Here is a 26,554-nt window from a genome sequence, read left to right on the forward strand (position 1 = left end):
TGGCAACGTTGCTGAATTTGTAGGAGTTGCGCTGTGTGACCTTTGCTAACTCATTGATTATCCAAACGGGCGCAGCATGCAGCGCCCCTACGTTGTGAGTCCAGTGACCGCAGTCTCAAGCTTTGCCTGTTGGCTACAGAACCAGCTGTATTTCCGGTGGTGGTGGTGGGAGGTTATCCTGCCCGGCGTTAACACCCGCACTGGAACTGCCTGACGCGACGCTGGCCGACACCCATTTGAAGAAGCCGGAAAATGCCGTTGAATCCAGAGTTTCGAGAGCCACAACCTGAGAGGTCAGTTGCTTGAGGTGTTCATGTTTGGCCTTCGGCCCGACCGCACAGGCGATAATGGAGCCGAAGGAACGTTTTTTGACTTCTTTGATCGCCTCGCCATAGGCATAGCTGTCTGACGGGGTGCCATCGGTCATCAGGAAGACCAGTGGCCGCCAGTCGCCTTTCTGGTCGCCATCGGAGCGGTGGATATCCCGATCGACACATTTGATCAGGCACTCAAGCGCGGCCCCGGTGAAGGTGCCACCCGCGCTGGGGACGACAATGTCGCTGAACTGGAACTCTTCCAATGAGGTTAGCGGGATAAACTCCCGGGCTTCGTTATCAAAGGTGATGATGGAGATATGCACGCTTTCCAGCGCATACGGATCCTGGCGCAGCGCGCTCATCATTGACTGAATGCCCACGTTAACGGCATGGATAGATTCCCCGCGCATCGACCCGGAGGTATCAATCAACAGGTAAACGGGTAATCTTCTCATTGCAGGTAGTTCTTCAAGTGGGACACGAAGGAGTCGGACTCGGAAGGTTCGCCAATGGCGTTCAACTTCCAGCCCGTGCTTTCACGCACCAGCTCGGCAAACAGCATGGAACGCTGGCCATCAAAGGCGGCCCCGCCCGAAAGATCGAAACGCGCCATTTCCACGTTTTTGGCATCCACCGCACGGATAAAGGCGTTTTGCACCTTGCCGAAGTGCTGCTTCAGCTCCTGGCCGTTATAAATCTGCACGATGAAAACGATTTTTTCGTACTTGGGATCGAGGGAGTTCAACTGGGCGATAATCTGCTCGTCATCACCATCGCCCGCACCGGTACGGTTATCGCCGGTCAGCCAGATGTGGCCAGACTTATGGCGCAGGCTGTTGAAGAAAATGATGTCCCCGTTAACCAGTGAAGGTCGGCCGTTCTCCACATCACCCAGATCGGCGACTTTGCCTTGGGCATTACACAGGAAGGCGATGACGTCGAGATCATACTCCGGCTCTTTCTTGCCAAACAGACCACCCAGCAAACCTTTCTTCTCTTCATTGATATCCCAGCCGAGCCCAATGGTGACTGAGGAAAGGTCGTGTTCGTTTTTACGCAGGCTGACGCTTTGTCCTTTACGCAAACTGACTGACATAAAATCTCCTTGAAAATGTTTTATAGAACAACGTTAACTTCGGGTGGTGGTGGCGGTAAATCGTCCAGGCCAATAACTTCCTTTTTACCTGACTCGACTTTCTGGCTGCCGACGGAAATGCTGGCCGACACCCATTTAAAGAAGGCTTTGATCGAGGTGGAGTCCGCCGTATCCAGCTGGAGCACGATCTCGGTGATTTCTTGTAGTACTTTGGTTTCGGCACTGTGGCCAGCGGCACAGGCAACGACCACGCCGGTTCTGGCGGCTTTAAAGTCGCTGACGCCTTTGCGCCAGTCATCCGTTGGCGAGCCATCGGTCATGATGAACACCAGCGGGCGCCAATCACCTTTGGTCTCGGCGGTGGTTTTCTGCACTTCGTTGCTGATGCTGGTGGCGACCAGTGAGAGGGCCTCACCCAGCGCAGTGGTGCCGCTGGCCACCAGTTCTGGCAGCTTGAAGCTCAGCAGATCGGTGAGGGGCACTGCCTGGCGTGCGGAAGAATCGAAGGTGATCACGGAAACATAGGCGGTTTCAAGGGCGTAGGGATCTTGTCGCAGGGTGGAGAGCAGCGTTTGCACCCCATTTTTGACCGCTTCAATGGGTTCGCCCGTCATGGAGCCCGAAGTATCAAGTAACAGATAGACCGGAAGTCTTCTCATCGTATTCCCTTATTGAGTGCCGAGTTTACATAATAAGTGTTCTGGTCGTTATCTCAACAGAAATACCCACGTTTGCAGGAGTGGATTTGTTGATTTTGCGATCGCTTTATCCCCTCACCCCGACCCTCTCCCATAGGGAGAGGGAGCCCGCGCGGAGTTGTGGTCGGGGGCGGGAGTTGATCTTTAACTTGGAAGTAAAGAGGAAATTCGATCGGTCCCCTTATCCAAGGTGCGTTACCGAGCTTTCAGATCTACTCGATCGGTCCCCTCTCCCTGTGGGAGAGATACCGTCTTGTCGGCTATCCGGCAAGCGGTATTTCCGCATTAAATGTCTTTCCTGATTTCACCACACCATAGGCCAGTTGCAGCAGTTTTCGCATCGCCGCACACACTCTCTCTTTGCCCGATTTCCCACGCAACTTCAGCCTTTCTGTTAAGTCTTTAACCACAACATTGTATTGGCTTGCCACCACCGCGGGCATGTATAACGCGCTTCGTAGCTCACCGTGTCCCACTTTCGATAACCGGCTTTTCCCTTTAAACATCCCCGACTCACATCGCTGTGGATTCAGTCCTGCGTACGCTACCAGGGCCTTGCTGCTGGTGAACCGACGCAGGTTTCCTGCGAAGGCCAGCAGGCTGGAGCTCAGCATCTCTCCCACTCCAGGGATACTTTTTAGCAACTCGCTGTCCCGTTTCAGGTCAGGGTTATCATCGATGTGCTGACTGATTTTCTTCTTCGTTTCTCGTATCAGTTCATCCAACGTGGCGATGTGCTCATTGAGTGAAGGGACGATGACTGCTTCGGCCACCTCCAGGCGATTTTCTTCCATCTGACGCATCTCTTCCAGGTTCTTAAGATGCCTGACCAACGCGGTCAACTGGCGTTCGCTCAACGGGGCTGGGAACCACGGGTCAGGCTGATGCAGTGCGCAGTAGCGGGCTATCATCGCTGCATCGCTTTTGTCCGTTTTGTTCCGGGCCAGTTCTGTATTGCCGAAGGAATGGATACACGCCGGGTTCATCAGACTGACGTGGTAGTTGTTGTCTGCCAGATAAGTGGCCAGTTCCGTACTGTAGCTCCCGGTGGCTTCCATACAGACATGACAGTCGCCAAAGCGGCTCAACCAGGCTGCGAACTCGCGGCATCCAGAAGGGGTATTGGCAAACTTTTTGGTTTTATACTTCTGATTGTCCAGCAGTACGGCGACATCAAATTTGTGTTTGGCGATATCAACGCCGACAGGGGTTCTACGCATTATGGCACTCCATAACCATGTCTGAAATTTATCGCCGGACCATCCTTATATGTGGGTGCTCATAGGCACAGGATACCGTTCGGTCTAGAAGGCGACAGGGAAATAGACAGCCGGGGCACAATCTCTCCCACGGGCTCATAGGCACTAGGGTTAGGGGGAGCTCACCGGCTATCTCCCGATGATCAGTCGGGGATCTTCTCCGCTAAGGCGGAGAAGATCAAGACATAAGGGTTAGGGTGAGGGGACGGTATTACGGCTTCTGCTTGCTGGCCTGAATGCTGCGCACCAGGTCATCGATACAGCGCTCAACAACCATATCCACCGCTTCGCTGCGGGTCGTTTCCGTCACTCTGGATAAGCGATCGATTTTGCGTAGCACCGACATTTTCAATGACAGCGACACGGCTTTCTTCTTCTCTTTATCCAGATAGACCCGGCTGACGGTTTCGCTGGTCTTCAGCTCCGAGTTAGCCGCCAGCGCATCTTGCATACGGCGAAACGTCTTCTTGTCTAAATGCCCAGATGCAGTCAACTGATAGGAGTGAGTGGCCTTGCGGTATTTGATCTCCGCCTCGTAGGATTCCCTCAATTCCTTAAGCACGCGTGTCAGGGTTGGCCCCGAGCAGTCTAACTCAGTGATGATCTTGTCTGCGGATACGGGTTTACCCGCACTGAGTAAAATGGCCAGCTTATAGATCCGTGCCTGTCGCGTATTGAGTTGCATGATTAATGACTGCCTGCGTTGATGCTAAACCGGTGGCTTTCCTGAGATGACTCGTTGGCAATTCCATATACCTGAGCGCGCGCCAGGATTTCTGACGCCCAGCGGCGATGGGTTGCGGGCTCGCACATGGTTCCCTGCGATTTAAACACCGCCTGTGAGGAGTTAAGGATCCTCAGCGCATCGGTATGATCGTTGGCCTGCACCATCAACGCCTTTTCGATCTTGCCGATCTGATTCGGATGGATCGCCGTCTTGCCGACCAGGCCATGGGCGATATCGAGCGCCAATTCCTTATCCATAATCTGATGATCGTCAATATGCTCGCAAACCGGTGCCGTCAGGGCGAAATCACGCGGGGAAAACACGGCGACCAGCATTTTGATCACATAGCCCATCGGGCCGTCATACAGCGTCAGGTTGCGCGGCCTTCTGAGTGCCACCACGTTCATCAGATCGTTGCCACCGATACGCAGGGCGATGATGCGCCGATAGCACGGATGGTGATGCAGGGTGTTGGCTAACTCACGCATTTGCACCACATCAAACACTTCTTCTGTCTCGAGCGTGGGCATCATACACAGGTGCGAGTCCTGCATCATGTTCCACCAGTAAGGCAGCGAAGCCAGTGTGAATTTGGGCAGCACAAAGCCGTCCACCGCGCTGAAATCCATGCTCGCCAGCAGTTGTTTACCCATTTCTTTATGGCGAGGCCGTACGAACACCAGCGGCCAGTGGTCATTGCCCTCCGCGGCCTTGGCCTGGGCCAACGTCTGGGTGAGTTCGCGCAGGTTGTCCAGCGCCTGGGGAATATCTTCGTCGCTGACCGCGTCTTCCAGGCAGACGATCAGCGAGCGTAAACCGGCGATCTTGTTATTGAGGATCGTATCGGCGATATCGGTTCTGGTGGCGGGCATATAGAGTGAAGCACCCAGCCGCCAAGGGGAAAGTCGTTGGTTCATTAGAGCACCTTCTTGATAATGGTTACCGCACGGTACTGCCCGATCTCATCACCGACTTCGGTAATGGTCAGCCCCTTTTCACGTGCCAGATAGACCAGCAGCGCGACGTCGGGATCGTCTACCGCACGGACCAAGACGTGATCCGGTACTCTGCGTAGCACAGCGCGCGTAGCCTCTGCGATCCCTGGTTTAATTCGGTTAATGCTGGCAACCTGATATTTTTCGGCGAGGTGGTTAACCACCTGCTCACTTTGTTGTTTCAGGTAAGCCTTTCTCTCTGCATCCTGTGTGCAGGGCTCAAGCGCCGCTGTGTCTAGCGTAGCGCGATACTGTGCCACGGTATCCACCAGCAGACGGCTGCATTCAAACTGGGCGAGATGATCGCATTGTACACAGCCGTGCAGGCCTTCATTTGACCAGATGGAGCGTGAGATCATGCCGGAAACCGGCGCGCCCATAATGCCAAACGGGATCAGCCAGTCGTCGTCGCTGGCTGCCAGCCACGAACACCCACAGGGATCGGCAAGCACTACCAGGCGGGGCTGGGCAGGATAGCCAGGCCGGTTGTTGAGGGAGCGGATCAGTTCGCCGGTAATGGCTCCCTTGCCCGTCCAGCCATCGACAAAGACTATCCCTTCGGTACCGTGGCGCGCCTCGATCCAGTCGAGTGCCACCGAGTCGATGCCCCGGTCGCGGATGATACTGATGCCGTAGTGATACGACTCTTTACCCATGGCTCGCAGCGTTTGCTGGAGCATCACCCCTAGAGGAACACCGGCACGCACCAGGCTGGCCAGAACTATCGGCGTATCGCCGAACCGTTCAATCAGCGCAAGGGCCAGCATCGAGACTTCTTTTGCCAGGCGTCCTGCTCCCTGATCGAGTGCGCGGGCAAACAGGTCGAGGTGTGAAGGGGTCGGCTCCGGTTCCTGGCTCAACATCTCCGAGTAGTGACGGGCACCGGACTGGATCAGCTGTTCTTTCTGATCGACCGGCGTCATTTCCATTTCTACCGGTTGCAGCAGAAAGTGAACGTCCTCGGGCAGGTATGAGCCGGAAAAGGGCACAAAATCAGACATATTACTGCTCTCCGAAAATATGGCGGGAGATCGCTTCGGCGAACTGGCTCTGGCGCGGCAGGCCAAACCAGGTGCAAAGCTTCATAAAACGATGATCGCTGAGGCTGTCGCCCAACCCGATAACCGGGAACACGCCGCGCTCAAGGCGCAGTTTTTCCAGCAGGAAGGTCACGGCCAGCCCCTTCTCTACCACGGTCGGCAACCAGGCAACGTTGTTGCTGTTACGGTGGACGTAATAGCCTTCAGTGGGGAATAGCTGCTCAATCTCATCGGCGATGGCGTAAAGCTCGTCCAGGCGGGTGCTATCGCGGTGTTTCATCACCAGATAGACCGGCGTGTCGCCGTATTCATAGTTGATACGCGCCCAGCCATTGATGTTGCGTTCGGCCATCAGCTCGGTGATCTTGCGTTGCATCGCCAGCAGGTTAGCAGCATAAGGTTGCAGTTTTTCCAGCATCAACGCTTGCCATGCCGCGTCCGCTTGTCCTTGTGGGTTGAGGATCACCGCACCGTGCGTGGTAACCGCCCATGACTTGAACGGGATACTCACCCGGGCAATCTCTTCGGTGCCACGTGCGGTTACCGGGATTAGCTCCGCATGCTCCAGCATCCAGTCCACCAGCATCGACTGCTCTTCGGTCATAAAGCTGCGTGGCTCAAGGCTACGATCCAAGGCGCCGGTGCGATACGGGGCCAGGTCGAGTTCATCGACCATCTTGCGGCGTGTCTGGAACAGGGTGTCGTCCAGATCGGAGAAAATGACCGGCTTATTCATAGCTTACGACCTCAACGCTAGGGGCGACCTGTTTTAACGCCTCAATTAACGCGGGATCAACGCTTGCCGCGGGGGTTTCGATGCACAACAGGATCCGGTCAAACTGCTGGTGGGCCACGTTGTAGACAAAGTTGGGGATGCCCAGCCCATAGTTATCGCCAAAGGCGATGGCGGACTGGATAGCGAATCCGGTGGCAATCGGCGAACGGGTGGTGGAGCTGAATTTAACCTCGGCCCCCTGTTTTTCCAGGCGTTCAGCCAGCAGGAAGGGCTCCCAGACAAACTCGCTGCTGCCCAGCACCAGCAATTTCTCCCCTGGATGCGTCTGAATATCGCGCCCCAGATCCGCACTTGGCGATGAGATGCCCAAACGGCCCCAGCTTTGTTTACCGGTGATCGGCACGCTGCCGGTAGCGGTAACGTTGACGGCTGGCATCACCGGCACCGGAGCATCGGGATTTTTTTCCCAGTGCCAGTCACCCTGAACCAGTGACACATACTGGATAGGGATTGGGCTGCGTTGGGCGAGGGCGTCGCCGCTCCAGTCGGTCAGCGTAACGGTGATGGCGCGGGCAATGTTGTGTAACCCGGCATCCTGCTGTAAAGCCTGGAGCAGGTTGATGAAGGTGTTGCCGGTGGTGGCCTCATCGTCGATCAGCACGACGGTTTTAGCTTCCAGTACGCGTCGGCGCAGCTCGGCATCCTGGGGCAGATAAAGCAGATGGTCCGTGGCGTGGCTGTGGTTTTCTTTGAATTCGCACAGCAGCTCGCCCCCTTCTACCGGGTGACGGGTGGAGGTGAGGTATACCGGGTCGCTAACGCTGCCCCGGACTTCGTCAAACACGCCAGCACCGAAGCCGACGGCGGTTTCCGCCATGCCGATAAACAGCACCGGGCCTTGATCACAGGCCGGGAACAGCGCGGCCAATTGCTGATAGACGGCGCGCATGACGCTCGGCTTCACCGGAATATGGCGGCCCAGCACCTTGCTGACGAACAGAAACGCGCGTTTCGGGTTGCGCCTTTCGGCTACGTCAAACAGATCATCCAGCGCGATCGTGCCGCCCGTTGGGGTTACTTTCAGCGTGCCGCAGGACAGCGTGCGGGAATAGGTATTTAGCATGGGTTAGTCCTTCACCAGCAGGTTGTCGAGCTCGGGGTGATATCTGACGACATCGGTAATAGAACGGACGATCGCTGGGGAGAATGCAGATTTAGCCTCATCAATCACTTCCTGCTGGCTCATTACGCCAAGCTTATACAGGGCAAACAGGCCCGGCAGATTGACGCCGCTGAAACGGGTATAGCCGATACCGCCAGACGGGCGCAGGTTGATTTCCAGCAGCACCGGACGCCCGCTGGTGTCGTTGCGGGTTTGCACGTTGACCAGGCCATCGGCCTGCATCGCGGTGGCACAGGCAATAGCCAGTTCAAACGCCTCGCCGTGGTTTTCCAGATATTGCAGCGCCCCTTCTTTTTTACGTGCGACGGCAGCCAGCACGGTGCCCCGATCAACCAACATGTCGACGGAGTATTCAGGGCCAGGCAGGTAAGGCATCAGCACCAGTGGTTCAAACTCGCCAGCGTCCGCCAAAGCACTGAGGTAGCGCTGTGGATTCACTTTGCGGTTTTCCGGATGGGTAAAGGCGGCCATCGGGCCCACGCTTTCATCAAAACGCCAAAATCCCATGCCATAAATACCCTTCACCGGTTTGACGCACAGCTGCGCGCCAGAGAAAGGGGAACGGCTAATCAGATCGCGCAGCTCGGCCACCGACTCAATGCGCAGAGAGGGGACGACCGGCAACCCATGCCGCTCCATGGCCTGGGCAAATGCCACTTTGTCGTCGGCCAGCTCAAACATGGCCTGGCTGGTGGCACCGGTGGTCAGTGTGACACCGGCAGCCTCGATCTGTTGGCGATGAGCTTCGAACCACTGCGTGTTACGGCCCGTATGGATGGCATTGATGCCGCACTTTTCCACCGTAGACAGAATAAAGGGTAGCCGCTGTTCGTCCTCTTTCGGTTCGAACAAGGCGACGTCTGCCTGGGAGAGGATCTCGTTACGTTCATTACGGTGTGAGGCAACCACCGTCACGGCAGTTTGCTTGGCTTTCACCAATGAAACGATGCCCTGAATAATATCCCGCTGGGAAGATAAACCTTCCATAAGCCACATTTTGAGTGTCATTTTTTGATTTTTACCGTTCAAGGCTTGATGGTTAAAAGGATCGCTGTGGGTTGAGGCCACCCGATGGCGATGTCAATCATAACATGATGTCAGTCTAGAAGTGAAAAGATACGTTGAAAAGTGGCGTAAAATGAATTTTGTAGCCAAAAAGTTACCCTGTGTGATAAAAAATAAATTCATTAAAAATATAGGCTTAACTAAAGTAAGCTCGATGATCAGCAAAAATGGGGTTGTGCGTGAACACCATCATGATATGATTTTCTACTCATGGAATTTGGTGTAAAAAAATCACTGTTTTCAATACCAACTTGAAGGAACTTAAACCATGGTGTCATTAACCAAGAACCAGACCGTTTCGCTCAGCAAGCAGTCATCTGCCATCAACCAGCTGCACTTCGGCCTGGGGTGGGATCCGATCAAGAAGAAAGGCGGTCTGCTGAGCAAAATGTTCGGCGGCGGCAGTGATGCCATCGATCTCGATGCTGGCTGCGTATTGTTGGACAAAGATGGCAATACCCTCGACACCATCTGGTTCCGCCAGCTTAAGTCTCGCTGCGGCGCAGTGGTGCACAGCGGCGACAACCTGACCGGTGAAGGCGATGGCGATGACGAAGTCATCCTGGTCGAGCTGGCAAAACTGCCTGCTCAGGTGGAATACCTGGCCTTTACCGTCAACAGCTTCCGTGGGCAGTCGTTCAACGATGTGGAAAACGCGTTTTGCCGCGTGGTCGATCAGGCCAAAAAGGAACTGGCGCGTTATGAGCTGAAAGAGCAGGGCGCGCATACCGGCATCGTGATTGCTTCACTTCGTCGTAACAATGGCCAATGGGATTTTACCGCGCATGGCAAAGCCTGCAGCGGCAGAACCATTGATGACATGCATGCAGACATCGTCGCTACCGTGGTGCGCTAATGAATATGACTCCGGGGGCCAATGCCCCAGTTCCATCTAAATTATTAACGGTGCGCGTGCTGTCCGGCGCATCGGTCGATGCCTCCGCTTTCCGTCTGTATGCCGATGGCAAAGTGAAGGGCGACGCGGACATGATCTTTTATGGTCAGCCCAAGAGCGATGACGCCACGGTTGCCCTGACCCAAGAAGGTCATAACTCCAACTTCGCGGTAGACGTCAGCCGCTTGCACCCAGACGTGCAGAAAGTCGCCTTTACGGTGACCTGTGAAGGGGCTCAAACCGTCGCTGGCCTGCAACGTTTGCTGGTCCAGATTGAAGCGGATAACGAAGTGCTGCTGGTGGGTACCGTTGAGCTGAATGGCCGCCAGGAAGCCGCCTTGATCCTGGGTGAGCTCTATCGTCGCAACAGCGAATGGAAGTTCCGCTTTATCGCTCAGGGCTTCAACGGCGGGCTGAAACCGCTGGCTGAGCATTTTGGTGTGGATGTGTCTGATGCTCCTGCCCCGGCAGCGGCTCCTGCGCCAACGTCTGCACCGGCCCCAACGCCGGAGCCAGCCAAAATCAGCCTGAGCAAAGTGTCGTTAACCAAAGAAAAACCGGCTATCAGCCTGACCAAGCGGGATAACTTTGGGGAAATCCGTATCAACCTGAACTGGCATCGCGGCAGCGGCCCGACGGGTTTACGGGCGATGTTCAGTTCGAACAAGGGCGTCGATCTCGATCTCGGGGCGTTTGTTGAAATGGCCAACGGGGAAAAAACGGTGATCCAGGCGCTCGGTAAGCGTTTTGGTGACTACAACCGCGAGCCGTTTGTCCAACTGCAAGGCGATGACCGCACCGGTGATATCTCGGATGGCGAATGGCTGCATATCAACGGGCGCGAATGGAAACATATCCGCGAAGTGCTGGTTTATGCCTTTATCTACGAAGGGGTCGCGAGCTGGGATAAAACGGACGGCGTGGTGACGTTGCACGTGCCAGACCAGCCACCGATTGAAACCCGCATGTCGGAAGGCCAGAACAACCGCAACATGTGTGCCATTGCGCGCCTGGTTAACGAGAACGGTAGCATCAAGGTTGAGCGTGTTAACCGCTTCTTTAACGGTCACAGTGACATGGATCAGGCTTTCGGCTGGGGTTTCAGCTGGAGAGCAGGGTCAAAGTAATCAATTTCACAGAGGATTCCACCATGAGTTTTTTCAACAAGGTTAAAGGGGCATTCAGTGCCAGCCGCGACGAACTGACCAAGCAGGTTAGCCGTTTCAAGAACAAAAAGTTCATGCAGGGTACCGTGGCTGTGTGCGCCCGTATCTCCGTGGCCAGCGGCGGTGTCAGCGCTGAAGAAAAACAGAAGATGATTGGGTTCCTCCAGGCATCTGATGAGCTGAAAGTGTTCGAGACTTCTGAAGTCATCGAATTCTTTAACAAACTGATCGCCAGCTTTGAGTTCGATGTCGAAATCGGCAAAGGCGAAACCATGAAGTATATCCTGGCGCTGAAAGATCAGCCGGAAGCGGCCCAACTGGCCATCCGTGTGGGTATCGCCGTAGCCAAAAGCGACGGTGACTTCGACCAGGATGAGCAAAAAGCGGTACGTGAAATCGTGGCTGCTCTGGGCTTTGATGCGGCCGAATTCGGTCTTTAATGTAATATCTTCAGAAGGTTAATATGGTATCCACGCACATCGGCTTCCCGACCGAAACCGTCATTGTTTTCATTGTATTGGCTGTCGGGGCCATTTTTATCGACTTGTTTATGCACCGCGATGACAAGCCTATTTCGCTGAAGAGCGCAGCCCTATGGTCTGTGTTCTGGGTTGCCATTGCGATGGCCTTTGCCGGTTTCCTGTATATCCACCACGGCGCCGAAGTGGCCAGCCTGTTTGTCACCGGTTATGCCTTAGAGAAAGTGCTGTCGGTTGATAACCTGTTTGTCATGATGGCAATCTTCTCTTGGTTCGCCGTGCCGGATCGCTATCGTCACCGCGTGCTCTACTGGGGCATTATCGGGGCTATCGTGTTCCGCGGCATCTTCGTTGCCATCGGTACCGGTTTGCTCAGCCTCGGGCCATACGTTGAAATTGTCTTTGCACTGATCGTGGCCTGGACGGCGGTGATGATGTTGCGCAGCGGCGATGACGGTGATGAGATCGAAGACTACTCGCAACACCTGGCGTACCGCATGGTTAAACGGTTCTTCCCGATTTGGCCAAAACTGCGGGGCCACGCTTTCCTGTTAAGCCAGAAAGAAGTTGATGAAGAGTTGGCTAAGCCGGAAAACAAGGATGTGACCATTGGCCGTGGTGCCAAAGCCTGGCGCTATGCGACACCGCTGATGCTGTGTGTGGCCGTGGTTGAGCTGTCCGACGTGATGTTTGCGTTTGACTCCGTACCGGCCATCATCGCCGTGAGCCGTGAGCCGCTGATTGTTTACAGCGCCATGATGTTTGCCATCCTCGGCCTGCGTACGTTGTATTTTGTGCTGGAAGCCCTGAAGCAGTACCTGACGCATCTGGAAAAAGCCGTTATTGTGTTGCTGTTCTTCATTGCGGTGAAACTGGGTCTTAATGCCACCGACCACATCTGGCATCATGGGTACAGCATTTCAGCAACGGCGAGCCTGTTTGTCGTGCTGGGCGTTCTTGCGGTGGGTATTATCGCGAGCGTTATGTTCCCAGGCAAACCCGACGCCGAGGAGAAAAAGGAGAGCTGATCTCCTATCCAGCTGAAATCAATTCGCATGAGTTTAATTTTTTGAGAGGTTAGAACAATGAGTGTTTCTTTATCTAAAGGCGGTAATGTTTCCCTGAGTAAAGCAGCCCCAACCATGAAGAATGTGTTGATTGGTCTGGGTTGGGACGCACGCTCCACCGATGGTCAAGACTTTGACCTGGATGCCTCTGCATTCCTGCTGGCCGCAAACGGGAAAGTGCGCGGTGATGCTGACTTCATTTTTTATAACAACCTGACTTCCTCTGACGGTTCCGTTACTCATACCGGTGACAACCGTACGGGTGAAGGCGACGGCGATGACGAATCTCTGAAAATCAAACTGGATATGATCCCAGCTGATGTCGACAAAATCGTGTTTGTGGTCACTATCCACGATGCGCAGGCTCGTCGTCAGAGCTTTGGCCAGGTATCCGGTGCCTTTATCCGTTTGGTGAACGATGACAACCAGACTGAAGTGGCCCGTTACGACCTGACAGAAGATGCGTCCACCGAAACCGCTATGCTGTTTGGTGAGCTGTATCGTAACAACGCCGAGTGGAAATTCCGCGCGGTAGGTCAGGGTTATGCCGGTGGCTTGGCTTCCGTGTGTGCTCAGTACGGCATCAACGCATCCTGATCGACAAGCTAGTTAATATGACGGGCAGTACACCACTGCCCGTATCATCCCCTACAAAGCAGGAGCTTTAAAATGGCAGTTTCTCTCGTAAAAGGCGGTAACGTATCCCTGACCAAAGAAGCACCAACCATGAACATTGCCATGGCTGGCTTAGGTTGGGATGCCCGTGTCACCGATGGCCAAGGGTTTGACCTGGACGCCTCCGTATTTATGGTTGGTGATGACGGTAAAGTGCTGGGCGACAGCAGCTTTATCTTCTTCAACAACAAGAAGAGTGCCTGTGGTTCCGTTGAGCACCAGGGCGACAACCGCACCGGTGAAGGCGATGGCGACGATGAGCAGGTCAAAATTGAGCTGAGCAAAGTGCCTGCTGAAGTCAAGAAACTGGTTTTCGCCGTCACCATCTATGATGCCGAAGCGCGTAAACAGAATTTCGGCATGGTCAGCAACAGCTACATGCGTATCTTCAACAACGATAACGGCACCGAAATCGCCCGCTTTGACCTGTCTGAGGATGCTTCTACCGAAACCGCGATGGTATTCGGCGAGCTGTATCGCAACGGCGCTGAGTGGAAGTTCAAGGCAGTAGGTCAAGGCTTTGCCGGTGGCCTGTCCGCTCTGGCTTCACAGCATGGCGTGAATATCTAAGACACTGAATTAGCTCCCTCTCCTGGCGCGTGCGTCACTTTGGATGAGGGGGCGCTCAAGTTTTGCTGAGATGATCTTTATTCTTCCAGCAGAGCAGGGGCTTTCAGCTCCCTCTCCCTTTGGGAGAGGGTTGGGGTGAGGGGCTCCCCGTTATGGAAAAGCTATTTTAACAGGAGGTTATCCTGATGATTTTACAGTCCGGCCAGAATCTGGTGGTCAATGGCACCCAGCTCAACCTGACCCTGCAGTACCCCGCCAACCCTGGTTTTAAGAGTGAGCCTGACACCGCGGTATTCCTGCTGAATGCCGAGGGCAAAGTCCGTGGCGATGCCGATTTTATCTTCTTCAATCAAACCGCTACACCCAACCGCAGCGTCGTTTTACAAACCACCCACCAAAGCAGCTCTCTCTCGTTAGATCTCAGTAAAATTGACTCCGATGTCAGCAAGATTGCCATCACTTTGGTGATTGATGGTTTGGACGCGATCTCTGGGCTGCAACACTTGAAAATGGATGCGCAGAACGTTGCCCAATACAGCGTAGAAACCCCAGGTCGTCAGGAGAAGGCGCTGATTGTCGCCGAAATTTATCGCCATGCCGGTAATTGGAAGCTGCGCGCGTTGGGGCAAGGGTTTAACGGTGGCCTGGAGCCGCTGGCGTTAAACTATGGTGTTGATGTGGCTCAGCCAGCCGCGCCTGCTACTCTGCCGCCGACCGTCAGCCTGGAGAAAAAACTGCAGGACAAAGCACCGCATTTGGTGAGCCTGGCGAAGAACGTCACCGTCAGCCTGGCTAAATTCAATCTGCAGTCGGTAAAGGCCAAGGTTGCGTTCGTGCTGGATGCTTCAGGATCGATGACCGGGCAGTTCAAAAAGGGCAATGTGCAGGCGGTACTGGATCGCATCGCCGTGCTGGCCGTGCAGTTTGATGATGACGGCTCGATGGACGTCTGGGGCTTTGCCGAAAAACACGCCAAATATCCCGATGTGACGCTGGATAATCTTGATGGCTATATCAAGGCGATCCAGGGCAGCGGCAAGCGCTCAATGTGGGAGATCCTGCCAAAGCTGGGCGGCACCAATAATGAGCCGCCGGTGATGGAGGAGCTGATCGATACGTTTAAGCATAGCGATATGCCGGTATACGTGGTGTTTATTACCGACGGTGGCATCAGCAAAACGCGCCAGATCAAAGAGGCGATCAAGCGCTCGGCCAACTATCCGATTTTCTGGAAGTTTGTCGGCCTGGGTGGCTCGAACTACGGCGTGCTGGAAAAGCTGGATACCTTCACCGATCGCCGGGTGGATAACACCAACTTCTTTGCGATTGATGATTTTGCCACGATGAAAGAAGACCGTTTGTACGATCTGCTGCTGGAAGAGTTTAAAGACTGGTATGACGCGGCCAAGGCGGACCGGATTATTGTTTAACTTGGTAATTCTAGTTAGTTAAGCAAAAGACTAGCGTACGGTGATGACCCCTCACCCTAACCCTCTCCCACAGGGAGAGGGAACCGATCGAGTTCGATTTCGGTTGCAGAAACCTACCTGACCACCGCACTGAATCAGCTCTCTTTTATCGATCACGTCACCGTACCAGCTATTTTTTTGCGTAGAGAGTAGGTCGATAACGGTACCTGACTGTTGCTCATAACCAGCTCCCTCTCCCAAGGGGACCGATCGAGTTCGCTGATTTCTCTGTGTCATTCCTTGTCTTTCCTTTCCTACACCCAATTTTACGAAGTAGCACAAGCCTACCAACGATGCAGGACAGCTCCCTCTCCCCGTGGGAGAGGGTTGGGGTGAGGGGCAAATAGGGATCGCTGGAGCTGGGAATTCTTACGCTTACTGATCGGTCTTGCTGATAACGTTTGGCTCCGCCACGCGCAGCCTTTTGACCGCAGAGCGGCGCTTTGACCAGGCCGGATGGAAATGCCGCCAGTGAGCATCCTGGGCCGCCGCCAACAGTTCGTAGTCCCCGCGGGTATCGCCCCAGGCTCTGAGATGATAGTTCCCCATCGGGCCATAAATACTTTCCAGGCGTTCAACCTTCTGCCCACAGCGGCAGTTATGGCCGGTGATGCGCCCGGTGAGCTTCCCGTCGACCACTTCCAACTGAGTACCAATCAGCTTGATGCCCAAACGATCGGCAAACGGCTGTAGCACCAGGGCCGGTGAAGCGGAACAAATCGTCACTTCAGCGCCGGAGCTGACCTCCATGGCAACCGCAATCAGCCCGGAAGGGCGCATCAGCTTGGTCCAATAGGCCGAACAAAAAGCTTCCGCCTGCTGACGGAACCAGTGCTCATCTACCCCGGTCAGGAAAACCTTAATCAGGGTTTCTTTTAGCTCGTCGCGGGTGAGTTTTTTGCGCATATGCTTAAACGCAGGCTGTGCCAGCTGCAACAAGCGCCGTGCAAAGACACGCCGCCCAAAAGCGAAACGCAGAAATGGGATAAAACTGTCGTGGTGAGTCAGCGTTCCGTCAAAATCAAAAACCGACAAAACTTGCGTTGTACGACTTGCCTCTGTATCCATCTTTAAATCATACCTCTACTGTGCAATACCGGGCGTTTTCCCAATCTGGTGGATGATAGCAGAACTCCCACGCAGGTTGAATTTTTGCCAACCTGGCATGCCAATCCCCTATCCATTATTGGTGATTAAGCCTTGCCCTGACGGTGGAAAGTTTAAACCGTACGGAACAGTTGAGATCGCCTGACCTATCGCTTTCACACAAATTAAACAGCGCTTCATCGGATAGCAGTTGGTTTACCACATAGATGAATTCACCCGGGCTGCAGGCCACATCTTGCGCGGTCAAATAATTAATATATTGGCTGTAGTTTTCCGTGGAGTCATTCTTGCTGACATAAACCGAGCACTGGTTTATGTCAGCAATTTTATTACGTGTCGAAACGTATTGGCTATTTTGCGAGCGGATAGTAAATAGCAATAACACGCAGGTGATAACGAACATGAGGAATTTGATTTTTTTCAGTTTATTGAGAAAGAGACTACTCGGTGTTGCCCTCGGGGGAGGTTCGCACTTGGTCACTATCTCCGTTGAGATCTCATTGGTGCTGGTCTCTTTAAGGACAATATCCTGCTCTTCTTCCTCAATCGCCTGCACGATCCCGGTAAATCTTACGCCATATTTAGGAATGGTTTGGATCACTGGCGTTCTTATGCCCGCATTGCGTAGGCCTTTTCTCAGCAGGCTGATGTTCTGATGGAAGGTATTGGCGGTAACGTATTGGCCATTGTTTTCCCATACCTCACTGAAAAATTCAGTTTTATTAATTTTGATGCCGGGTTGTTGCAGCATCAACAACAGGCAACGGCTGGCGGGAACGTTTAACGCCGTTTCTTTTCCTCTGTTCCCCATCGGGATTAGCCGATGCTGCTCGGGATGGAACACCACCAAGTCATTGATGATAAATTTTTCTTTCACTCTCAGTTACCTTTCTGCGCTCATCAAGCTCCATCTCGCGGTTCCCTAAACGTCGTTAACATCAAAATTTCACTCATCGCCATGATTTATGAATTTTCTTTTTTAATCAAGGAGATAGAAGGATTCCTTAACTGGCGTTGCTAGCTAAAAAAATCTTAATTCCGGGCTGTGAATTGATTATTAATCATTAAAATCAATACATTACGTGAATTTATCAACTCGCTGTTTACCGTAGTGTCTAGCGGGCTCACAACTCACCCAGATAGCTTAATCACCCCCGATAACAGCAGGGATAACGCTGTATCTATCATAAAATCAATGAATAAAGCAAATTCACTCGGAATATTCCTGCCTTCACCCTATTATTTTCATCAACAGCGAGACGGGCAGCATGACTACAGCAGGACTGGGTGATGAATGTTGAAGTGGGTCTCCGCTAGGTTATAAAGGATAAATTTATGGTGATGGATGTAATTTATGTTACTGATGGGAAACAACAAATTTAAACATGTAGTTATATTGTCTACTTATTGTTGGTTTTCAATATTATTAACTATGATTTGGCTTTCAGTGTAAATGCCTTGATGAGATTCTTCCTATATCTGCCAGGCCTCTGTGTGCTGGTGTTATTCACTGGGTTTTTGTTAAATCTAAGGATAAAAATCTGACTTGCTGAGGGTGTTCATCGAGTTGCATCAATTTCGCATGTATTGCCAACCGCTGTAGGGATCATTCTATAATGCGCAAATAAAGGAGGCTTGGTGTTTTTTTGCTTAAGGCGAAACGAAAAATCCGAGACGCATATGGACAATAGACTTTTTGGTTTTTTACTCGATGATGATATTCAGCTCGATATTGCCAATAAAAGGCTGGTTTGTTACCGGGCTGAGACCTCCGAAGACGCGATGTTCTTTAAAGTCGTCACGCTGAATGATGTGCAATTAAGGCTGTTACTGCTGTTGTTGGGCAGTGAGCCAGGTGCCGTCGTGTTAAAGAATGACATCTTGGATAACGTTTGGGAAAAGAGCGACACATTCCCATCGAACCAGAAATTATGGTATTTAATCAAGGTGTTGAGAAATAAATTGGCCTCGATAGGTATTTCGGAAAGTTTTATCTCTAACGCTCATGGTGTTGGATACTTTCTGGATGGTCATAATGTAGCCCCCATGTTTGTTGGCTAGATAAACAGTAACAAATACCTCATCTCTTTATCAGCTTGGCTCTTAAGGAAGTGAGTGGGTATTACTGTGTGAAAATTTTAAGTTGGTTAATTAAAAGAACATCCTGTTGGTGAATGTAATTCACCAGCATGTTGATGGCAAGCTATTGGATGAGCGAATACTTCGGTCGCGCCAATAGTAATACATGGAACGATGCTTCGGCATCAAATTAAAGAACGATGCGGATTAACCGCATCCACAAGGAAATGTCTCACATGAAAAAGAATATTATCGCTGCAACTCTGGCCGCTGTTGCTCTGACCTCTGTTTCTGCTTTTGCTGCTGATGGCCAGGTTAAATTCACCGGTGAAATCACCGATGCAGCTTGCAAAGTAGCTAACACCGTGGCCAGCCCGCTGGACGTACAGTTGGGTAAAGTGGCTAAAAGCTCCTTTACTCAAGCTGGCGACAAGAGTGCCGCGACCAAGTTTACTCTGCAACTGAGCGACTGCCCGGATACTGTCAGCACTGCTACCGTGAAGTTTGATGGTACTTCAGTCAACGGTGACAACAGCATTCTGGCGTTGACTCAGGGTGCTGGCGTGGCGACCGGCGTGGGTATCCAACTGTCTGACGACAGCAATACCGTACTGCCACTGTTCACCGAATCTAAATCCTATTCCCTGCAGGCAGGCAGCGTGACCAACAACCTGGATTTCGTAGCGCGTTATATCTCTACCGCTGCTGCTGTAACCCCGGGCCCGGCCAACGCTACCGCCAACTTCAGCATTAACTACAACTAATCAACGTCTGCCGGCCCCTCAGCCTGGGGTCGGCAGGATGTGTGACCGGCCAGCAGAACCTTTGTTGGCCTATTTATCCCACGATGGAGTCAAGTTATGAAATTTATTCCCACAACACTATTGGTCGCTACGCTGGTCAGCGCCACTGCCGCCCAGGCAGGGGTTGTTGTTGGCGGCACGCGCCTGATTTACGACGGTGCGAAGAAGGAGTCTTCACTGAGCGTCAACAACCCGGACAAAGTGCCTTATCTCATCCAGACCTGGGTAGAGACCACCGGTGGTGGCGCTGAGAAAGCCCCCTTTATGGTGACACCACCGCTGTTCCGTCTGGACGGTGGTCAGGAGAACGTACTGCGCGTGGTCCGTGCGGGCGGCAACCTGCCTGAGGATAAAGAATCGTTGTACTGGATGAACATCAAATCCATCCCGTCGGCGCAGAAGGATGCCAATCAAAACACCCTGCAAATCGCGGTGAAGACGCGCATCAAGCTGATTTATCGCCCGCAGGGATTGAAAGGGGTACCGGAAGAGGTGACCGATAAGCTCACTTGGCAGCGCAGCGGCAATAGCCTGCAAGTCACCAACCCGACACCGTTTTACATGAACTTCCAGGAAGTGAAGGTGGCAGGTCAAGAAGTGAAAGATGCGACCTATGTAGCCCCTGGTGGTACGGCGAGCTTTACGCTGCCATCTGGTGTGAATGGCGGCAGTGTGAGCTGGAAGCTCATTAGTGATTACGGCGGGATAGGGCAAGCGCACACCGGAACACTGTAGAGATTACTGGCGATAAGACCAAAACATAAAAACAGCATTATCAGTGTGAATAGGGATCCAGGGTTGTTGGGTCGCCCTGCAGTTACATGGAGCAATACGGATGAAACAGAGAGTCCAGGCCAGGCAAAGGCCTTCGCCACGCGTCAGTCGGTTGGCGTATTTTATTGCAGCACAGCTCACGCTGCTGGGCGGGGTATCTTTCAGCGCACAGGCTCGTGATTATTTTAATCCCGCATTGCTGGAACTGGATAACCCGCAGCAGGGCAAGACTGACCTGACGGTGTTTGAAGATGGCGCAACTCAGGCCCCGGGGACTTATCGAGTCGACATCTACGTTAATAACCAACAGTTCGAAACTCATGATATCGAGTTTCGCATGCAGAAAGGGGAAGACGGGGCCGATAGCCTGCAACCCTGCCTGAGCGTCGCACAGCTCAACGCGATGGGCGTCAAAACCGATTTATTCCCTGGGCTGGGAGATGACGAGGCTAAATGTGCCGACCTGAGCGCTATTCCTCAGGCCAGCACCGAATTCCGCTTCAGCGCACAGCAATTGCTGCTGAGCATTCCGCAGGCGGCGATGGTGCAACAGGCGCGCGGTTACGTACCGGAAAGCCAGTGGGATAACGGTATCCCGGCCTTGTTGCTGAACTACAGCCTGAGCGGCGCCAATACTTATGCGCGCAATGGGGATAGCAGCAATAGCAACAACCAATTCGCCAACCTGCGTCCAGGCATTAACGTTGGCCCTTGGCGGTTGCGCAACTACACCACCTGGAACCGTGACAGCCATGGGCAGGATAAGTGGAATACGATTTATACCTATTTGGCCCGTGATATTACTTCACTTAAAAGCCAACTGGTACTGGGTGACAGCAGCTCACCCTCGGATGTGTTCGACAGCGTGCCGTTTCGTGGAGCCCAACTGGCTTCTGACGACGACATGATCCCGGACAGTCTGAAAGGCTATGCACCGGTAGTACGCGGCATTGCACGAACCAATGCGCAGGTGACGATCCGTCAGAACGGCTACGTGATTTACCAGAGCTTTGTGGCTCCAGGGGCATTTGAAATCAACGATATGTACCCGACTGGGGGCAGCGGCGATTTACTGGTCACCATTAAAGAAGCTGACGGTAGTGAACAGCAACTGGTGGTGCCGTTTGCTTCATTGCCGGTATTACAACGCGAAGGTCGTTTGAAATACGCCGTCACCGGTGGGCAATACCGTTCTTATGACAGCAGTGTCGACGCTACCACGTTCGGCCAGGGCAGCGCGATTTATGGCTTGCCTCACGGCTTTACGGCCTACGGTGGTAGCCAGTTTGCCAACCCATACCGGTCTCTGGCGTTGGGGGTAGGTAAGAACCTCGGTGATTTTGGCGCGTTTTCCGCGGATGTGACCCAGGCGTGGTCCACCATGCAGGATCGGACAGAACAGGATGGCCAATCGTGGCGTCTGCGCTACAGCAAGAACATTGTGCAGACCGGGACCAACTTTGCCATCGCCGGTTATCGCTACTCGACCGATGGTTACTACAGCCTGCAGGAAGTGCTGGACACTTACCGTGACCAGAACAGTCAGACGCTGGTAGAACGCAGGCGTAACCGCTCTGAAGTGACTATGAGCCAGAACTTATGGGAAGGCGCAGGTTCGCTGTCGCTGAGTTGGGTCAGTGAGGATTACTGGAATAGCGACCGTACCCTGCGTTCGATTGGGGCGGGTTACAACAATAGCTGGAATGGTATCAGCTACGGGCTGAATTACAGCTACAACGAAAACTCGACGGTCAACGGTGGTGCCAGCGGGCGGGTATACGACCGGGATCAGGTGTTGGCCTTCAACGTCAGCGTGCCGTTGAGCCGTTGGTTGGGTAACACCTATGCCAGCTACAACCTGAATACCAGCCAGAAAGGCGGTACGACCAATACCGTAGGGGTCAATGGCTCAGCGTTGGCGGGCAACAACCTGAACTGGAGTGCGCAGCAAGGCTATGGTAGCCAGGGTGTGGGCAACAGCGGCAACCTGAACGCCAATTATCGCGGTACCTATGCGGAAGTCTCTAGTGGTTATGCCTACGATAGCAACAGCCAGCGCCTGAACTATGGGCTGCAAGGCGGGATTATCGCTCATGGTGATGGAGTGACTTTCGGCCAGTCAATGGGAGAGACCATTGCATTGGTGCAAGCGCCAGGGGCCAATGGGGTAGGTGTTAGCGGCCAGACGGGGGTGAAGACCGACTGGCGGGGATATGCCATCGTGCCGTATGCCGCACCATACCGCAAAAGCCAGATACAGCTGAATACCGAGACCTTGCCGGACAATGTCGATCTGGCATTGACCCACCAGACCGTTATCCCGACACGTGGTGCGGTGGTCAAGGCAAGTTACCAGACCAATGTGGGTCAACGTGTATTGATGACCCTGTTACGCCAGGGCGGTGCTCCAGTACCATTCGGTGCCACGGTGAGCGATCCGGCTCAGCAGACAGCACAAGGCTTTATCGTCGGCGACGGCGGTCAGGTTTATCTGACCGGGATGGCGGAAAGCGGAACGCTCCAGGTGAAATGGGGCACGGGTGTTGACCAACAGTGTCAGGTGAGTTACTCCCTGACGAAACAGACAACAATTAACACTGGCATTCAGACTTTGAATGGGCAGTGCCTCTAGGAAAGCCAATAATGAAAGTGTTTGCTGGAATGATTATGCTGTTATTTTTACAGGCGATCCCGTTATCTGTTTGGGCTGCCTGTACTAGCTATGAGTCTTCCCAGGTTAATTTATCCTTTAGTTTTAGTGATGTTATTGTGCAAAGAGATGCACCAATAGGTAGTAAAATTGCTACTAGCATAATTAAAGTTCCCCACCATGCTTTATGTACCAATGGCCTTGGCCATATGAATTTCGCAATGGTTTACAATGGTGCTAATGCCACCAGTACGCCTGGCGTGTATCGTACCAATGTTCCTGGCGTAGGAATATCATTGGTAAATTATAATAACGATGGTGCTTTTTTTTTCAGCTCGCCAGCGTCTTTTAGGAGTGTTGATTATGCTGGTATTTTTGGTATAGGTGATAATACGCTCCACCTGGTTAAAACGGGAGATATAACACCAGGGGTCTTGGCGCCAGGGGTCGTTGGAAATATTTATGGTGATGATAAAGTCATAACAGTACAAAGCTCTATTTCGGCAGTTACTATTGTCAGTGCGGCGTGCTCAATTAGCACACCTAAAGTTAACGTACCTTTAGAAGATGTCTTGGCCGGCAGCTTAACCTCAATGGGTAGCACGGCCAAACCAAAAGCATTTAATGTCGGTTTGGATTGTAACGCAGGCGCCCGGGTTAATGCCATGCTGACTGGCGTCCAAAACACCGACAATAGTGCCGATGGGGTATTACAACTTACCAATGCGGGCTCTGAGGGGGTGGCAACGGGTGTCGGCATTCAAATTCTTTATAACAATGCACCAATGGCATTGAATAATAATATTGTCTTGAAAACCTCCGTAGGTGGGCAGGAAATGCTCCCATTTACTGCACAGTATTATCAGACTAAGAACTCGGTGACCTCGGGGTCAGCTAATGCTACTGCAACGCTGAACTTAACTTATCAGTAAGCAATGTACCTATTTTTTATCAAAAGTAATTGCGCCCTCTGGAAAGAGATAGCGTGGTATTTATGCCGAAAGTAATAAAAGGAAATATCATGAATAAGCATATTAAACGTGCCGTAATGGCTTTGGTGATTATAGCTGCCGGTTACAACGTTGCCACAGCTGGCCCGGTCGACATTGTGATCGTCGGTAGAGTTGTCGCTTCACCCTGTATCATCAATAATAATAACGGCGATCTTTCAGTCAATTTGGGGGAGGCGATCCAGGCTGCGACACTGCAAACCGCAGGGGCAGGAACCACGCCAAAGACGTTCAACCTGTCGTTGACTGGCTGTCCTGCGGGAACCAAAAATGTCAAAGTGACGTTTACCGGTACCGCCGCTGCGGCTCCCCAAGCCAACATGTACCTGAATTCCGGGATAGCGACACCTCTGGCGATCGAACTTTCTCAGCAAGAGACTGGCACCATTCTGGGTAATGGCAGTTCTCTGACTCAGGTGGTTCAGGCAGACAGAACTGTGACCTATGCGTTGAGTGTCCGTGCCGTTACCGCAACCGGTAACGTGACCCCGGGTCTCATTTACGCTGGGATACAGGCTGACTTTACCTATAACTAAAGCCATCGTTTTTAAAACAGAGGTCTGCGTGAACAAACTGATGAAACGTATAGTGTTGGCAGTGCTGGCAGGGATGATGACTACTGCCGTTCAGGCTGCCAATCTCAATATCAATGGTATCGTGGTAGCCAGCCCCTGCATCGTCGATACTGGCTCGGTGAGCCAAGAGGTAGATTTTCGCCAATTGCGCAACATCGATCTCAAAACGGCGGGTAGCAGCAGCGACTGGCAGCCTTTTAAGGTCAAGCTGAATAGTTGCCCGCAATCAACCAGCAAGGTGACGGTAACCTTATCGGGAAACCCGGTCAGCGGAGATGTAACGTTGTTTGCCAATGCGGGCACCGCGAAGAATGTGGCCGTGCAGATTGCGGAGGATGCCAACCGCAGCAATCTGTTGCCCAACGGTGGCGGCATGACGGTGAACGTCGACGCGCAGCGTAACGCGACCTATGCACTGGTTGGGCGGATGAATAGCCCTATGGGGAATGCAGGGCCAGGCACGATCAACAGCATAGTACAGATGAACTTTACCTATCAGTAATATTTCCCCTGTAAGAAGAAAGTAGCAGGTTATTTAGCAAAATAAACAACGGCTATTCTCTTTAAAGAATAAATATGAACTTTTTATATTAGCGTAGCCCATCTTAAGTCATTACCAATGGAAGACATATTATGACGCTCTCAACAGAGGGAATAGAGCCGATTTCAAATGCCGTACCCAAGGTGTGGCATATTGAAACGGTATTAATCATGGAAACCTGCCCGATGGTGCTGGCAGGGATCCGTCATTTGCTTGCTCAGCCCTATTTTCAGATTAAGCATTGGCTGGAAGTTTCTATGGTGGTTGATATTCCGCACATAATTAAGCGGCATGAGGCCGATCTGGTGATCATGGAGTTAAGCGGTGAAGGTGAGTCAATACTGGATGGTTTGAAAATCATTAATCAGTATTTGGCCAACTGGCCATCGGCCTCCCTGATCGTCTGCACCGCATTAACGGATGATCGGCTGTTAAAACAGCTGGTAGCGATGGGGGTTCATGGCATTTATCTCAAGCAGGATCCGTTATCGACCTTGATCCAGTGTGTACGCAAGGTCATGGATGATAAATACAGCTACAGCCCTCAGGCCGCGGTACTGGTCGATCGTGGTTTCAGTCGCTCACCGCCGCCTATGCTGACCTATCGCGAAATAGAGGTATTGAGGTGTTTGTTTACCGGCAAAAGTGTCACGACGACGGCGTTGGTGCTAGATCGTGACATCCGCACCGTCAGCTCCCATAAACGTAATGCCATGAGCAAATTAGGATTTGATAACGACAGCGAGCTGTATAGCTGGGGGATCGGGTTGTCCCAGAAAGGATTGTCGGCATAATGAGAGGCACTTAACTTGAAAGATCAAACAGCAACGATAAACCTGGCTATTGTCGCCAGCAGCCCACTGATCCGTTTGGGGATCGCACAGTTTATTCAGGATTTGCAGCTCGGTTATCGTAGCGATCTGATCGCCTCGTCCTTTTTCTCCCTGTATGAGAAAGCGGGCAGGGCTGCTATCAAGATGTTGGTGGCGGAACTCAGCGGCTCGCCAGACGAAATGGCCCAAACGATCCGGCATCTTCAGATATTGGTGGAGCAGTCGCCAAGGCTAAAAATCGTGGTCTACAGCGCATGCCGTGACCTTGCCATTTTGGCTCCCTTACAGTCGCAAAAACAGTTCAGCCTGGTAGCGCAGTATGAGACTTCGACACAAATACGCCAGGATATAGTGATGGCGTTGGCCGGTGGCAGAGTGTGCAGCCCCAGTATCAGGCACTATTTTGAGCGGATAAACCTGCCCGAGCCGTCGGGGGCTAAAGCCTTGACCAATACCGAGCGCAAGGTGTTGTCCCACCTGTTCGCCGGGTTAAGCATGGCCGATATTGCGGCGTTGTATCACCGCAGTATCAAAACCATCAGCGCGCATAAATGCAACAGCATGCGTAAGCTAGGGGTAGATAATGACGCCGATCTTTTTTTGCGTTTACGTCGTGATGTTGCGCTGGCGGATAATGCCTTCACGGATTGAATTTCAGTAACGTGCTGGGTGCCGAGTGGGTATACCGCTTAAAAAACCGATCACGCCCGCAATATCCCTCCTGTTTGTATGACTTCTCCGTTTC

The 26,554-nt window shown here is 52.7% G+C and carries 28 protein-coding genes; 16 read left to right on the top strand and 12 right to left on the bottom strand.

Translation table 11 applies throughout. From position 1 onward, the window contains the following. Nucleotides 1-133 precede the first annotated feature (133 nt). The 10 genes from WN53_RS08740 to WN53_RS08785 form a co-directional block, all read right to left on the bottom strand. The gene (locus tag WN53_RS08740; RefSeq protein WP_021807360.1) at nucleotides 134-772 is read right to left on the bottom strand and encodes a vWA domain-containing protein; all 639 of its coding nucleotides are present in this window, start codon (nucleotides 770-772) and stop codon (nucleotides 134-136) included. Continuing rightward, the gene (locus WN53_RS08745; RefSeq protein WP_024484436.1) at nucleotides 769-1,413 is read right to left on the bottom strand and encodes a TerD family protein; all 645 of its coding nucleotides are present in this window, start codon (nucleotides 1,411-1,413) and stop codon (nucleotides 769-771) included. The genes WN53_RS08740 and WN53_RS08745 overlap by 4 nt, the downstream gene beginning before the upstream one ends. A gap of 20 nt (nucleotides 1,414-1,433) precedes the next feature. Continuing rightward, nucleotides 1,434-2,072: a vWA domain-containing protein gene (locus WN53_RS08750; protein WP_021807361.1), complete on the bottom strand. Its 639-nt coding sequence runs from the start codon at nucleotides 2,070-2,072 to the stop codon at nucleotides 1,434-1,436. 299 nt (nucleotides 2,073-2,371) lie between these two features. Beyond that, nucleotides 2,372-3,331 (bottom strand): IS110 family RNA-guided transposase, encoded by a 960-nt coding sequence (locus WN53_RS08755; RefSeq protein WP_046807998.1) that lies wholly within the window; start codon nucleotides 3,329-3,331, stop codon nucleotides 2,372-2,374. 250 nt (nucleotides 3,332-3,581) lie between these two features. Continuing rightward, nucleotides 3,582-4,055 (bottom strand): SMC-Scp complex subunit ScpB, encoded by a 474-nt coding sequence (locus WN53_RS08760; RefSeq protein WP_024485080.1) that lies wholly within the window; start codon nucleotides 4,053-4,055, stop codon nucleotides 3,582-3,584. Between the two features lie 2 nt (nucleotides 4,056-4,057). Further along, entirely contained in the window at nucleotides 4,058-5,014 is a 957-nt protein-coding gene (locus WN53_RS08765) for an HpcH/HpaI aldolase/citrate lyase family protein (RefSeq protein WP_024485079.1), read from the bottom strand. Next, the gene (locus WN53_RS08770; RefSeq protein WP_024485078.1) at nucleotides 5,014-6,093 is read right to left on the bottom strand and encodes a cysteine protease StiP family protein; all 1,080 of its coding nucleotides are present in this window, start codon (nucleotides 6,091-6,093) and stop codon (nucleotides 5,014-5,016) included. Before WN53_RS08770 ends, WN53_RS08765 begins: the two co-directional genes overlap by 1 nt. 1 nt (nucleotide 6,094) lies before the next feature. Then, nucleotides 6,095-6,868 carry an HAD family hydrolase gene (locus WN53_RS08775; RefSeq protein ID WP_024485077.1) on the bottom strand — a complete coding sequence of 258 codons (774 nt, stop codon included), beginning with the start codon at nucleotides 6,866-6,868 and terminating at the stop codon, nucleotides 6,095-6,097. Further along, nucleotides 6,861-7,991: a phosphoribosyltransferase domain-containing protein gene (locus tag WN53_RS08780; RefSeq protein WP_024485076.1), complete on the bottom strand. Its 1,131-nt coding sequence runs from the start codon at nucleotides 7,989-7,991 to the stop codon at nucleotides 6,861-6,863. Before WN53_RS08780 ends, WN53_RS08775 begins: the two co-directional genes overlap by 8 nt. Nucleotides 7,992-7,994: 3 nt before the next feature. Next, entirely contained in the window at nucleotides 7,995-9,059 is a 1,065-nt protein-coding gene (locus WN53_RS08785) for an ATP-grasp domain-containing protein (protein WP_024485075.1), read from the bottom strand. A gap of 325 nt (nucleotides 9,060-9,384) precedes the next feature. On the opposite strand from WN53_RS08785, the gene WN53_RS08790 reads away from it, so the two are divergent. The 7 genes from WN53_RS08790 to WN53_RS08820 all read left to right on the top strand — a co-directional run bounded on the left by WN53_RS08790 (nucleotide 9,385) and on the right by WN53_RS08820 (nucleotide 15,398). Then, nucleotides 9,385-9,972: a TerD family protein gene (locus WN53_RS08790; RefSeq protein WP_024485074.1), complete on the top strand. Its 588-nt coding sequence runs from the start codon at nucleotides 9,385-9,387 to the stop codon at nucleotides 9,970-9,972. After that, entirely contained in the window at nucleotides 9,972-11,138 is a 1,167-nt protein-coding gene (locus tag WN53_RS08795) for a TerD family protein (RefSeq protein WP_024485073.1), read from the top strand. Before WN53_RS08790 ends, WN53_RS08795 begins: the two co-directional genes overlap by 1 nt. A gap of 23 nt (nucleotides 11,139-11,161) precedes the next feature. After that, entirely contained in the window at nucleotides 11,162-11,617 is a 456-nt protein-coding gene (locus tag WN53_RS08800) for a tellurite resistance TerB family protein (RefSeq protein WP_046808047.1), read from the top strand. A gap of 23 nt (nucleotides 11,618-11,640) precedes the next feature. Then, entirely contained in the window at nucleotides 11,641-12,684 is a 1,044-nt protein-coding gene (locus tag WN53_RS08805; protein ID WP_024485071.1) for a TerC/Alx family metal homeostasis membrane protein, read from the top strand. Between the two features lie 57 nt (nucleotides 12,685-12,741). Continuing rightward, nucleotides 12,742-13,320: a tellurium resistance membrane protein TerD gene (terD, locus tag WN53_RS08810; protein WP_021807715.1), complete on the top strand. Its 579-nt coding sequence runs from the start codon at nucleotides 12,742-12,744 to the stop codon at nucleotides 13,318-13,320. 72 nt (nucleotides 13,321-13,392) lie between these two features. Then, nucleotides 13,393-13,968 carry a TerD family protein gene (locus WN53_RS08815; RefSeq protein WP_021807716.1) on the top strand — a complete coding sequence of 192 codons (576 nt, stop codon included), beginning with the start codon at nucleotides 13,393-13,395 and terminating at the stop codon, nucleotides 13,966-13,968. Nucleotides 13,969-14,153: 185 nt separating this feature from the next. Beyond that, complete coding sequence (locus WN53_RS08820) at nucleotides 14,154-15,398, top strand: vWA domain-containing protein (protein WP_024485070.1); 1,245 nt, start codon at nucleotides 14,154-14,156, stop codon at nucleotides 15,396-15,398. Nucleotides 15,399-15,812: 414 nt separating this feature from the next. Here WN53_RS08820 and WN53_RS08825 read toward each other — a convergent pair whose 3' ends face one another. Together WN53_RS08825 and WN53_RS26795 are read right to left on the bottom strand one after the other, a co-directional pair. Then, complete coding sequence (locus tag WN53_RS08825) at nucleotides 15,813-16,505, bottom strand: HAD family hydrolase (RefSeq protein ID WP_024485069.1); 693 nt, start codon at nucleotides 16,503-16,505, stop codon at nucleotides 15,813-15,815. A gap of 115 nt (nucleotides 16,506-16,620) precedes the next feature. Then, a complete protein-coding gene (locus WN53_RS26795; RefSeq protein WP_024485068.1) occupies nucleotides 16,621-17,421 on the bottom strand; it encodes a winged helix-turn-helix domain-containing protein in 801 nt (266 codons plus the stop codon). A gap of 803 nt (nucleotides 17,422-18,224) precedes the next feature. Between WN53_RS26795 and WN53_RS08835 the strand changes: the two genes are divergently transcribed. The 9 genes from WN53_RS08835 to WN53_RS08875 all read left to right on the top strand — a co-directional run bounded on the left by WN53_RS08835 (nucleotide 18,225) and on the right by WN53_RS08875 (nucleotide 26,460). Further along, the gene (locus WN53_RS08835; RefSeq protein ID WP_152526597.1) at nucleotides 18,225-18,605 is read left to right on the top strand and encodes a winged helix-turn-helix domain-containing protein; all 381 of its coding nucleotides are present in this window, start codon (nucleotides 18,225-18,227) and stop codon (nucleotides 18,603-18,605) included. 254 nt (nucleotides 18,606-18,859) lie between these two features. Further along, the gene (locus WN53_RS08840) at nucleotides 18,860-19,387 is read left to right on the top strand and encodes a fimbrial protein (RefSeq protein WP_024485066.1); all 528 of its coding nucleotides are present in this window, start codon (nucleotides 18,860-18,862) and stop codon (nucleotides 19,385-19,387) included. A gap of 96 nt (nucleotides 19,388-19,483) precedes the next feature. Continuing rightward, nucleotides 19,484-20,161 carry a fimbrial biogenesis chaperone gene (locus WN53_RS08845; RefSeq protein WP_024485065.1) on the top strand — a complete coding sequence of 226 codons (678 nt, stop codon included), beginning with the start codon at nucleotides 19,484-19,486 and terminating at the stop codon, nucleotides 20,159-20,161. 100 nt (nucleotides 20,162-20,261) lie between these two features. After that, nucleotides 20,262-22,832 carry a fimbria/pilus outer membrane usher protein gene (locus tag WN53_RS08850; protein WP_024485064.1) on the top strand — a complete coding sequence of 857 codons (2,571 nt, stop codon included), beginning with the start codon at nucleotides 20,262-20,264 and terminating at the stop codon, nucleotides 22,830-22,832. An 11-nt stretch (nucleotides 22,833-22,843) separates the two neighbouring features. Then, complete coding sequence (locus tag WN53_RS08855; protein WP_024485063.1) at nucleotides 22,844-23,782, top strand: fimbrial protein; 939 nt, start codon at nucleotides 22,844-22,846, stop codon at nucleotides 23,780-23,782. Nucleotides 23,783-23,871: 89 nt separating this feature from the next. Beyond that, nucleotides 23,872-24,396: a fimbrial protein gene (locus tag WN53_RS08860; protein WP_037412376.1), complete on the top strand. Its 525-nt coding sequence runs from the start codon at nucleotides 23,872-23,874 to the stop codon at nucleotides 24,394-24,396. Between the two features lie 40 nt (nucleotides 24,397-24,436). Then, nucleotides 24,437-24,937, top strand: a complete 501-nt coding sequence (locus WN53_RS08865) for a fimbrial protein (protein WP_046808439.1) — start codon at nucleotides 24,437-24,439, stop codon at nucleotides 24,935-24,937. A gap of 131 nt (nucleotides 24,938-25,068) precedes the next feature. Continuing rightward, nucleotides 25,069-25,770, top strand: coding sequence for a LuxR C-terminal-related transcriptional regulator (locus tag WN53_RS08870; protein WP_024485060.1), 702 nt, complete (start codon nucleotides 25,069-25,071; stop codon nucleotides 25,768-25,770). A 15-nt stretch (nucleotides 25,771-25,785) separates the two neighbouring features. Then, complete coding sequence (locus WN53_RS08875) at nucleotides 25,786-26,460, top strand: helix-turn-helix transcriptional regulator (RefSeq protein ID WP_024485059.1); 675 nt, start codon at nucleotides 25,786-25,788, stop codon at nucleotides 26,458-26,460. Nucleotides 26,461-26,554 lie beyond the last annotated feature (94 nt).

This window comes from Serratia fonticola (assembly GCF_001006005.1).
Taxonomy (GTDB): domain Bacteria; phylum Pseudomonadota; class Gammaproteobacteria; order Enterobacterales; family Enterobacteriaceae; genus Chania; species Chania fonticola.